The organism is Streptomyces colwelliae (genome assembly GCF_048158785.1).
Taxonomy (GTDB): domain Bacteria; phylum Actinomycetota; class Actinomycetes; order Streptomycetales; family Streptomycetaceae; genus Streptomyces.
The window spans coordinates 1-10,249 of record NZ_JBLTJC010000361.1 but is presented as its reverse complement, the minus strand read 5'-3'; the positions used below and the strand labels follow the sequence as shown (position 1 = coordinate 10,249).

Annotated in this window: 11 protein-coding genes; 5 read left to right on the top strand and 6 right to left on the bottom strand. The window is 70.1% G+C overall.

The window, feature by feature from the left end; genetic code table 11:
- Positions 1–89 precede the first annotated feature (89 nt).
- Complete coding sequence (locus tag ACNFOC_RS43685) at positions 90–2,432, bottom strand: ABC transporter ATP-binding protein/permease (RefSeq protein ID WP_416964566.1); 2,343 nt, start codon at positions 2,430–2,432, stop codon at positions 90–92.
- 96 nt (positions 2,433–2,528) lie between these two features.
- On the bottom strand, positions 2,529–2,939 hold the full coding sequence (locus ACNFOC_RS43680) for a hypothetical protein (protein WP_365306119.1): 411 nt from the start codon (positions 2,937–2,939) through the stop codon (positions 2,529–2,531).
- 391 nt (positions 2,940–3,330) lie between these two features.
- Here ACNFOC_RS43680 and ACNFOC_RS43675 point away from each other — a divergent pair, with 391 nt between their 5' ends.
- A complete protein-coding gene (locus tag ACNFOC_RS43675) occupies positions 3,331–3,714 on the top strand; it encodes a nuclear transport factor 2 family protein (protein WP_416964565.1) in 384 nt (127 codons plus the stop codon).
- Between the two features lie 77 nt (positions 3,715–3,791).
- Positions 3,792–4,079, top strand: a complete 288-nt coding sequence (locus tag ACNFOC_RS43670; RefSeq protein ID WP_416964564.1) for a DUF1905 domain-containing protein — start codon at positions 3,792–3,794, stop codon at positions 4,077–4,079.
- Here the strand turns inward: ACNFOC_RS43670 and ACNFOC_RS43665 are convergent.
- Positions 4,069–4,995, bottom strand: coding sequence for an AraC family transcriptional regulator (locus tag ACNFOC_RS43665; RefSeq protein WP_416964563.1), 927 nt, complete (start codon positions 4,993–4,995; stop codon positions 4,069–4,071). The genes ACNFOC_RS43670 and ACNFOC_RS43665 overlap by 11 nt on opposite strands.
- Positions 4,996–5,100: 105 nt before the next feature.
- On the opposite strand from ACNFOC_RS43665, the gene ACNFOC_RS43660 reads away from it, so the two are divergent.
- Positions 5,101–6,084, top strand: coding sequence for an oxidoreductase (locus tag ACNFOC_RS43660; protein ID WP_416964562.1), 984 nt, complete (start codon positions 5,101–5,103; stop codon positions 6,082–6,084).
- Positions 6,085–6,099: 15 nt separating this feature from the next.
- Here ACNFOC_RS43660 and ACNFOC_RS43655 read toward each other — a convergent pair whose 3' ends face one another.
- A complete protein-coding gene (locus tag ACNFOC_RS43655; RefSeq protein ID WP_416964561.1) occupies positions 6,100–7,092 on the bottom strand; it encodes an aldo/keto reductase in 993 nt (330 codons plus the stop codon).
- A 125-nt stretch (positions 7,093–7,217) separates the two neighbouring features.
- On the opposite strand from ACNFOC_RS43655, the gene ACNFOC_RS43650 reads away from it, so the two are divergent.
- The gene (locus ACNFOC_RS43650) at positions 7,218–8,108 is read left to right on the top strand and encodes a LysR family transcriptional regulator (RefSeq protein WP_416964560.1); all 891 of its coding nucleotides are present in this window, start codon (positions 7,218–7,220) and stop codon (positions 8,106–8,108) included.
- 27 nt (positions 8,109–8,135) lie between these two features.
- On the top strand, positions 8,136–8,651 hold the full coding sequence (locus tag ACNFOC_RS43645; RefSeq protein ID WP_416964559.1) for a mycothiol transferase: 516 nt from the start codon (positions 8,136–8,138) through the stop codon (positions 8,649–8,651).
- Here ACNFOC_RS43645 and ACNFOC_RS43640 read toward each other — a convergent pair.
- On the bottom strand, positions 8,633–9,703 hold the full coding sequence (locus ACNFOC_RS43640; RefSeq protein ID WP_416964558.1) for an adenosine deaminase: 1,071 nt from the start codon (positions 9,701–9,703) through the stop codon (positions 8,633–8,635). The genes ACNFOC_RS43645 and ACNFOC_RS43640 overlap by 19 nt on opposite strands.
- A gap of 55 nt (positions 9,704–9,758) precedes the next feature.
- Positions 9,759–10,154 (bottom strand): VOC family protein, encoded by a 396-nt coding sequence (locus ACNFOC_RS43635; RefSeq protein WP_416964557.1) that lies wholly within the window; start codon positions 10,152–10,154, stop codon positions 9,759–9,761.
- Positions 10,155–10,249 lie beyond the last annotated feature (95 nt).

The window sequence follows — 10,249 nt, the reverse complement described above, 5'->3', positions numbered from 1 at the left end:
GGCGGGGTCCGGGGCCTCCCAGGCGGGCATCCCGTGCTCGGGGACGACATGCGTGGGCCGGAAACCAGGGGTCGTCATCGTGGCGGCCCCTATTTCCGCATCACGGCGGGTTCGTGCCGCCGCAGCAGCCGGGACACCAGGTAGCCGAAGAGCAGCGACAGCACGACCAGCATGCCCATGTTGAGCAGCCACACCCCGGCCGAGTGCCGGAACATCGGATCGCCGGTCAGCTCGCCCGGCACGATCCGGGCCAGCCCGATGGTGCCGGCCATCCCGCCGAGCGCCCAGCGAGAAGGCACCAGCCAGGAGAGCTGTTCGATGCCGGGTACGCCGTGCAGTTTCAACAAGGCGCCGCAGAAGACCACTTGGACGATGGCGAGCAGCACGAGCAGCGGCATCGTCACCTCCTCCTTGCGCACCGTCGCGGAGACCAGCAGCCCGAGCATCATCGCGGTGAACGCCAACAGGGCGACGGCCACGGTGATTTCGATCAGGGGTGGCATCAACACCCCTTCGCCACCGGGCGCGTTGAGGTCGACGCCGAACAGCCCGACCAGCGTGAGCACCACGGCCTGCGCCACGGTGATCGCGCCCAGGACGACGACCTTGGAGAGCAGATACGCCGATCTGGACAGGCCGACGGCTCTCTCGCGCCGGTAGATCGCGCGTTCCTTGACGAGTTCGCGCACGGCGTTGGCCGCGCCGGTGAGGACACCGCCGACGCACAGGATCAGCAGGGCGTTCATCGCCGTCTCCCGGGTCAGCTCGCTCCCGGCGAGCGCGCGGGCCATCGCGCCCATGACGAACGGCAGCGCGATCATGATGACGAGGAAGGTCCGGTCGGCGGCGAGGGCCGCGGTGTAGCGGCGGACCAGGGTGCCCAGTTGTGCGCTACGGCTGCGGGGCCGGGGCGGCGGCGGAGCAGCGGCGACCGGACCCGAACCCAACTGGTGGGGCTGCGCGGTCGAGTTGACGATGTACTGGCGCTGGAAGGGCGAGTCCCTGAACTCCCCCGCCCAGTCCCGCTCTTGATCCCGCTCGAACGCCTCGAAGGCCTCCGGCCAGTGCTCGAAGCCGAAGAAGGCGAGGGCGTCGTCGGGCGGCCCGTAGTAGGCGACCTTGCCGCCGGGCGCGAGCACCAGGAGCCGGTCGCAGACGTCGAGGCTGAGGACGCTGTGGGTGACGACGATGACGGTACGGCCGTCGTCGGCGAGGCCGCGCAGCATGTGCATCACCGAGCGGTCCATGCCCGGGTCGAGTCCGGAGGTCGGTTCGTCGAGGAAGAGCAGCGAGGGCTTGGTCAGCAGCTCCAGGGCCACGCTGACCCGCTTGCGCTGGCCGCCGGAGAGGCTGTGCACGGGCTGCGAGGCGCGCTGTTCGAGGCCGAGTTCGCGGATGACCTCGTCGACCCTGGCCTGCCGTTCGGCCTTGGCGGTGTCCTGGGGGAAGCGGAGTTCGGCCGCGTAGGACAGGGCGCTGTGCACGGTGAGTTGGGCGTGCAGGATGTCGTCCTGCGGGACCAGGCCGATGCGCTGGCGCAGTTCGGCGTAGTCGCGGTAGAGGTCGCGGCCGTCGTAGAGGACGGTGCCGCGGTCGGCGGGGCGCTGGCCGGTGAGCGCGTTGAGCAGGGTGGACTTTCCGGCGCCGCTGGGTCCGACGACGGCGAGCAGACATTTCTCGCCGACCGGGAACGACACCTGGTCGAGAAGGACCTTGCGGCCCCGGTCGACAGCGACGGTGAGGTCCTGTACGTCGAGGGAGACCTCGCCGGTGTCGACGTACTCCTGCAACTGGTCGCCCACGAGACAGAACGCGGAGTGTCCGATGCCGACGATGTCCCCCGGCCCGATCGGGGCACGGGCGACGGGCTGGCCGTTGAGGTAGGTGCCGTTGTGGCTGCCGAGGTCGACGATCTCGTACGTCCCGTCCGGCATGGCCCGCAGTTCGGCGTGACGGCGGGAGACGATCAGGTCGTCGACGACGAGGTCGTTGTCGCCGGCCCGGCCGATGCGGACGGTACGGCTGGGCAGCGGCCGTACGGTGGTCGGTTGCCGGAAGGTGCCGGTGAAGGCGGGCATGGACACGGCCGAGGGGCGTTCCGGGGCCGGGGCGGGACGGTCGGCCAGGACGACGCGCGGGCCGTCGGCCGGATTGCCGAAGCGGATCACGCTGCCCGGGCCGACGCCCCACTCGTGGACGCGGCGGCCGTCGGCGTAGGTGCCGTTCGTGCTGTGCTCGTCCTCCAGCGTCCAGTGGTCGGCCTCGGGGCGCAGGACCGCGTGGTGCCAGGAGACCCGGGCGTCGTCGATGACGATGTCGCTCAGCGGATCGCGTCCTACGTGGTAGTCGCGGCCCGGGGTCATGACCGTGGAGCCCGATTCCGTCTCCAGGAGGAGTTCGGGCGCGGTCGGCGCGTTCGGCCGCTCTGACATGCCCTGAATTCTACCGATTCGTTCACCTGTGCGCCCGGCCAGCGGTCAGGGGTGCGCGATGGTCGACACGTGTCAGACACCCCATGTCGTTTGGTGTCAAGCGACGGGGACGACCAGTGCCGGAACGGTCCGCTGCATCCGGAGGGCGTCGACCGACTCGGCGAGCAGCTCATACTCGGTCGTCTCGTCGCTGATGGCGATCTGCACCAGCCGGCCGGCCGCCAACTCGTAGGCGACCTGCTCCTGTTGGCCCACGTCACGGGACCAGGTGCGTAACGCCCGGGGCACGTCGGGGGCCGTGTCGGAAACCGGTACCAGGGCACCCCGGGGGAAGCGCGGGTTCTCCGGTTGCGGGTCGAGCCGGTCGGCCATCCACACCGCTCGGTCCCGTAACCACCACAGGGCGAGTGCCAGGGTCGGCGCACGGTAGGTTCCCAGAGGCACCCCGACGCGCTGTCCGTCGCAGGTACCGTACGCGGTGACATGGCACAGGAATTCGTCGTGCACGATCACTCCCCCGTCGCGTGTCTCGATTGCCGGTCGGGCCTCGCTTTCCATGCGGCTCTGATGGCGGCTCGGGTGGCTCAGAAGGTGCGCACGACGGCGGTTTTGCCTCGTGCGGTTATGCCCTGACACTCATGAAGTTATGCCCTAGCAGACGAGTATGTTCACTCCTGAAACACTGTCACCACGACTTTTTAGCCACTCTCTTGGCATATTCACAGCCTCTATTGGCCGAAAAGCTTCGGAGCCCGTTCTGCGGTGTTCTCCGGCCGTCATTACCCGAGGGGTAATCGACGCTTCCCGCGCGGCCCGGCAGGGTGGTGTCACCGGGTCGGCAGGCATCGGGATCCGGTCCCTGACCAGTACGAACGACCTCGCTGGAGGCTGATTCACCATGTCCGCGAACACCGACCGATACGAGAGCGCCGTCGCCCGTTACTTCGAGGCGTGGAACGCGGGCGAACCGGAGGCGCTGGCGAAGGCCGTCGCCGCCGCCTGGTCCGCCGAGGGTACGTACACCGACCCGCTGGCGGCAGTCACCGGACACACGGAGATCGCGGGGCTGATCGCCGGGGCGCACGAGCGGTTCCCGGGGTTCGCCTTCCGTCCGCTGGGGGCCGTCGACGGGCACCACGACACCGCGCGCTTCGCCTGGGAACTGGTGAGCGAGGCCGACGGCTCGGCTCCCGTCGCCGGTTTCGACGTGATCACGCTGGACGGGGACGGCCGTATCGGCTCCGTGCTCGGTTTCCTCGACCGGGTGCCCGCCGGGGCCTGAGGGCTTGCGTCCGCGATGAGTTCTCCCGCTCGGGACGGTCTCTTGTACAACAGGCCACCCCGAGCGGAGGACACATCATGAGTACCGGCACCCCGTTGAACGAGGAATTCACCGCGGAATTGATCAAAAGCCCGAACGACGGCGGCTGGACCTATCTCATCTGGCCCGAGTCCGTCGCTTTCTTCGGCACCCGCGGTCTGGTCAAGGTCCGCGGCACGATCGACGGGCACCCTTTCCGCAGTTCGTTCATGGCCCTCGGCGACGGCACCCACAAACTCCCCGTGAAAGCCGATCTTCGAAAGGCGATCGACAAAGGCGCGGGCGACCAGGTCACCGTACGGCTCGAAGAACGGCTCAGCTCCTAGCCAGGGCTTCCTCGCGGTACCGCCGCGGCGCCACCCCGACCGCCCGTTTGAAGGCGTTGCTGAAGGCGCTCTCGGAGGTGTAGCCGACGGAACGGGCCAGCGCGCCGACCGGGGCGGCGTCCTGGCGCAGGGCCCGGGCGGCAAGACTCATACGCCAGTTGAGCAGGTACGTCAGGGGCGGCACGCCGGCCGCCTCCTTGAACCGTACGGCGAACGTGGTGCGGGACATCGCGGCCGCCCGGGCCAGTTCCTCCAGCTGCCAGGGGTGGGCCGGGTCGCCGTGCATCAGGCGCAGCGCGGGGGCGAGCCGTTCGTCGGCGAGGGCGCGCAGCCAGCCGGGCGGCAGCCCGTCCGAGTCGGTCAGGCAGACCCGCAGCACCTGCACGAACATCAGCTGCGCGAGCTGTGCCGAGACGAACTCGACACCGGCCGGGCGCGTGCGCATCTCGGTCGCCAACTGCCCGATGAGCCACCGCAGTACACCGGCCTCGGGCGAGTCGGCGCGTACGTGCACGAGCTCCGGCAGCGCCCGCCGCAGCAGATCGCCGCGGTCCCGGCTCAGGTCGATGTGCCCGGACACGCAGGCGACGTCCACCGCCTCACCCTGCCCGAGGCGCCCCATCCGGGTCACCGGGTCCATGACGACGTCCGCGGAGTCGGTCGGTTCGACGCCGGGCCGGCTGCACAGCGTGTACGGCCGGCCGCCGTCGGAGATCACGACGTCCCCCTCGCCGAGCCGCAGCGGCTCGCCGCCGTCGCGGACCAGCAGACAGCCGCCCTGCACCACGGCGTTCACCTTCAGCCGGTCGCGCCCGCGCAGCTGGATGGCCCAGTCACCGCCGGCCGTGAAGCCGCCGGAGAACACACTGCGGGCATCGGCGACGGCGAGGGCGTCGGACAGAGGATCCACGGTCATGCTCGAACTATCACGCAAGTAATGCGGATTCTCAAGCATTCATCGTACGGATCCATCGCCCTACGGTGGTCTCAACAGCTCAAGCTGATGAGAGAGAGAACAGACATGACCACCGCACAGCAGCCCCTGAACTCCGGCTTCGGCGCCGCCTCCACCGCCGAGGAGGTGATCAAGGGAATCGACCTGACCGGCAAGGTCGCGATCGTCACCGGTGGCTACTCCGGCATCGGCCTGGAGACGGCCCGCGTGCTGTACGCCGCCGGCGCGCAGATCGTCGTACCCGCGAGGGACGTGGAGCGGGCCAGGACGGCGCTCGCGGTCCTCCCCGGGACCGAGGTCGAGCACATGGACCTGCTGGACCCGGCGTCCATCGACGCCTTCGCGGAGAAGTTCCTGGCCTCCGGGCGTCCGCTGCACCTCCTGGTGAACAACGCCGGGATCATGGCGACCCCGCTGGCGCGGGACGCGCGCGGCTACGAGGCGCAGTTCGCCGCCAACCACCTCGGGCACTTCCAGCTGACCACCCGGCTGTGGCCGGCGCTGGTCGCGGCGAACGGCGCGCGGGTCGTGGTGCTGTCGTCGCGGGGCATCCGCTTCGCCGGGATCGACTTCGACGACGTGCAGTTCGAGCACCGGAAGTACGAGCCGTTCCTCGCCTACGGCCAGTCCAAGACGGCCAACGCGCTGTTCGCCGTGGAGGTGGACCGGCGCGGACAGGCGCAGGGCATCCGGGCGTTCGCCGTGCACCCGGGCCTGATCATCGACACCGGCCTGGCCAAGCACATCGACCCGGCGATGCTCCAGGCCGCGGGCGCGCTCGACGGCGAGGGCAAGCCCATCCGTGACCCCGAGCGCCAGATGAAGACCGTGCAGCAGGGCGCGGCCACCACCGTCTGGTGCGCGACCAGCCCGCAGCTCGACGGCCTCGGCGGGGTCTACTGCGAGAACGTCGACATCAGCCCGCTGGTCGCCCCCGAGAACGAGGCCGCCTGGACGGGCGGGGACACCGTGCCTGGAGTGCTGTCCCGCGCCGTGGACCCGGAGGCGGCGGCCCGTCTCTGGGAGGTCAGCGAACGGCTCACGGCCTGACGGCCAGGGTGTGCCCTACGGCCTGAGGATCGCGTCGATGGCGGCCAGTTCGTCGGCGTCGAAGTCCAGGTTGCGGGTGGCCGCGACGCTGTCCTCGATCTGCTGCGCGCTGCTCGCACCGACCAGCGCGGAGGTCACCCGGCCGCCGCGCAGCACCCAGGCGAGGGCGAGCTGAGCGAGGGTCTGACCGCGCCCCTTGGCGATGTCGTCGAGGGCGCGGAGCTGTCCCACCAGGTCCTCGGTGACCGCGTCGGAGTTCAGGAACGGGCTGTCGCTCGCCGCCCGTGACCCCTCCGGAATGCCGTCGAGGTAGCGGGAGCTGAGCAGCCCCTGCTCCAGCGGGGAGAAGACGATCGACCCGACCTGGAGTTCGTCGAGGGCGTCGAGCAGACCCTCGTCCTCGGGGCGGCGGTCGAGCATCGAGTAGCGCGGCTGGTGGATGAGGAGCGGGGTGCCCAGCTCGCCGAGGATGCGGGCGGCCTCCCGGGTCTGCTCCGCCGAGTAGTTCGAGATGCCGACGTAGAGCGCCTTGCCCTGCTGGACCGCGGAGTGCAGGGCGCCCATCGTCTCCTCCAGGGGAGTCTCCGGGTCCGGGCGGTGCGAGTAGAAGATGTCGACGTAGTCCAGGCCCATCCGGCTCAGGCTCTGGTCCAGCGAGGACAGCACGTACTTGCGCGAACCCCACTCGCCGTAGGGGCCGGGCCACATCAGATAGCCGGCCTTGGTGGAGATCACCAGCTCGTCGCGGTACGACCCGAAGTCCGCCTTCAGCGCCTCGCCGAGGGCGGACTCGGCGGCGCCGGGCGGCGGGCCGTAGTTGTTCGCCAGGTCGAAGTGGGTGACGCCGAGGTCGAAGGCACGGCGCAGGATGGCGCGCTGGGTGTCGACCGGGCGGTCGGGCCCGAAGTTGTGCCACAGGCCGAGCGAGATCGCGGGGAGTTTCAGACCGCTGCGTCCGGTGCGCCGGTAGGGCAGGTCCGCGTAACGGTCGGGGTGTGCGGTGTACAACGCGACTCCAGAGGGGTTGGCACACGGGATACCGGTTCCAGAGAACCGTCGCCCACTCTGTCCGACCTGCGGGCAGTGGTCCAACAGAAGAATCCGATGGAATTCAGCGGCTACGCTTCTCAATCATGGAACTGCGTCATCTCCAGCATTTCATCGCCGTCGCCGAGGACCAGCACTTCACCCGTGCGGCCGAGCGGCTGATGGTGTCCCAGTCGGGCCTGTCGGCGTCGATCCGCGCCCTGGAGCGGGAGTTGCAGACCCCGCTGTTCGTGCGCACCACCCGCCGGGTCACGCTCACGGAGGCCGGGCGGGCGCTGCTCGGCGAGGCGGAGCGCATCCTGGCGCAGGTGCGTTCCGCGCACGAGGCGGTGGCCGCGGTGCAGGGCGTGCTGCGCGGCACGCTGTCGCTGGGCACCGAGCAGTGCATCGCCGGGGTGCATGTGGCGGGTCTGCTCGCCGCGTTCCGGCGCCGGCATCCCGACGTCGAGATCCGGCTGCGCCAGGCCGGTTCGGGCGCGCTGGCGGAGGAGGTCGCGGCCGGACGCCTCGACCTGGCGTTCGCCTACCGCACGCAGGCGGACACCGACCAGCTCCGCTCCGTATCGCTGAGCAGCGAGCCGATGACCGTGCTGTGCCATCCCAGCCACCGGCTCGCGGAGACCGGCGCGGCGGTCACCGCGGACGACCTCGGCGGCGAGGTCTTCGTCGACTTCCACCCGGACTGGGCCTCGCGCCGCACCACGGACGCAGTCTTCGCCACCGCGGGCGTACGGCGGACCGTCGCGCTGGAGGTCAACGACGTGCACAGCCTCCTCGACCTGGTCGACGAGAACCTCGGTATCGCGGTGGTCCCCCAGCATTTCCGCCACAAGCGCGAGGCCCTCACCGCGCTCCCCCTGAAGGGCCCCGGCGAGGAGGTCTACGAGACGGTGGCGCTGCTCCCGCCCCCGCAGGCCACCAGTCCGGCGGCCCGGGCCCTGATGACACTCCTGGAAACGGGTACTCCGACCGCATGACGGACGGGGATGCGCGATGGTGGTCGTATGCATGCCAACGACATCCTCATCGACGCGTACGGCCGCGTCCAGGAAGAAGTCCATGCCGCCCTCGACGGCCTCACCCCTGACCAACTGCACGCCCGCCTGGCCCCCGACGCCAATTCGATCGCCTGGCTGATCTGGCATCTCACCCGCGTCCAGGACGACCATGTCGCCGAGGCCGCGGGCCTCGACCAGGTGTGGCTGGCCCAGGGCTGGGAGAAGCGCTTCGGGCTCGATCTGCCGGCCAAGGACACCGGGTACGGCCACACCTCCGAGAAGGTCGGCAAAGTGCGGGTCGAGTCGGCCGGGCAGCTGACCGGGTACTACGACGACGTACACGAGCAGACACTGGGGTATCTCCGCGGGCTGGCCCCGGAGGACTACGAGCGGATCGTGGACGAGCGCTGGGACCCGCCGGTCAGTCTGGGCGTACGGCTGGTCAGTGTCCTGTCCGACGATCTGGAGCACGTCGGACAGGCCGCGTATGTGCGCGGGCTGCTTCAGAGCGCGGAGGCGTAACCCGGCAGGACGACGTCCTCGATGAGGGCCTTGCGCTCGTCGTACGGGATGAACGCGCTCTTGAGGGCGTTCACCGTGACGGTGCGCAGGTCCTCGACCGTCCAGCCCGCCTGCTCGACCAGGAGGGACATCTCGCGCGTCATCGTCGTACCGGACACCAGTCGGTTGTCGGTGTTGAGGGTGACGCGGAAGCCGAGGTCCTTCAGGGCGGTGATGGGGTGCTCGGCGATCGAAGTGGCCGCGCCCGTCTGGAGGTTGGAGGTCGGGCACATCTCCAGGGCGATACGGCGGTCCCGCACCCAGCCCGCGAGGCGGCCGAGCTTGCCGTCGACGATGTCCTCGGTGATGCGGACGCCGTGGCCGATGCGCTGGGCGCCGCACACCTGGAGGGCCTGGTGGATGCTGGGCAGGCCGTGGGCCTCACCGGCGTGGATGGTGAACGGGACGCTCTCGCGGCGCAGGTGCTCGAAGGCGGCGAGGTGGTCGGCGGGCGGGAAGCCGTCCTCGGCACCGGCGATGTCGAAGCCGACGACACCGGCGTCCCGGAAGGCCACCGCGAGGTCGGCGGCCTCACCGACCCGGTCGAACATCCGCATCCCGCACAGCAACGTCCGCACCTGGACCGGCGTTCCGGCCGCGGCGGCCTTGGCCATACCGGCCGCGAGCCCCTCCTGGACGGTCTCGACGACCTCGGCGAGCGTGAGTTCGCCGTTGGTGTTCAGCTCGGGGGCGTAGCGCACCTCGCCGTAGACGACGCCGTCGGCCGCCAGGTCGAGGACGTACTCCTCGGCGGTGCGCAGCAGGCCCTCGCGGTTCTGCATCACGGCGAGGGTGTGCTCGAAGGTGGCGATGTAGCGCACCAGATCACCGGAGTTGGCGGCGTCGAAGTACCAGGCGGCCAGCTCGTCCGGGTCGGTGGTGGGCAGCGTGTGCCCGACCGCCTCCGCGAGCTCCACCACGGTGGCGGGGCGCAGGCCGCCGTCGAGGTGGTCGTGCAGCACGGCCTTGGGGAGCCGGCGGAGAGTGTCGGCGTCTATGCGCGTAGATGACATGTGCGGTCGTTCCTCGGTCGTCGTTCGGTGAGCGGGAGGGCAGGCGGTACGGGGGTCAGGCGGCGGGTTGGAGCAGGTCCCAGCGGTTTCCGTACAGGTCCTGGAAGACGGCGACGGAACCGTACGACTCGTGCCGCGGCTCCTCCAGGAACGTCACGCCCGCGGCGAGCATGCGGGCGTGGTCGCGGGCGAAGTCGTCGGTGTGCAGGAAGAAGCCGACACGGCCGCCGGTCTGGTCACCGACCCGGGCACCCTGATCCTCACCCTTGGCACGGGCGAGCAGCAGCCCGGTCCCGGAACCGTCCACGCCGGGCGGCGTCACGACGACCCAGCGGGAGCCGTCCGGACGGGGCGCGTCCTCGACGAGGCGGAAGCCGAGGGCTTCGGTGTAGAAGCGGATCGCCTCGTCGTAGTCGTCGACGACGAGGGTGACCAGGGCGATGCGACTCATCGGGGGTCTCCGTGCAGGTTCCTGTTGGCGGGATTGACGGGTGAGGTTATACGTAAAACTTCGTGGGCGCCAGTCGGATTCGGCGGGGGTTGGGG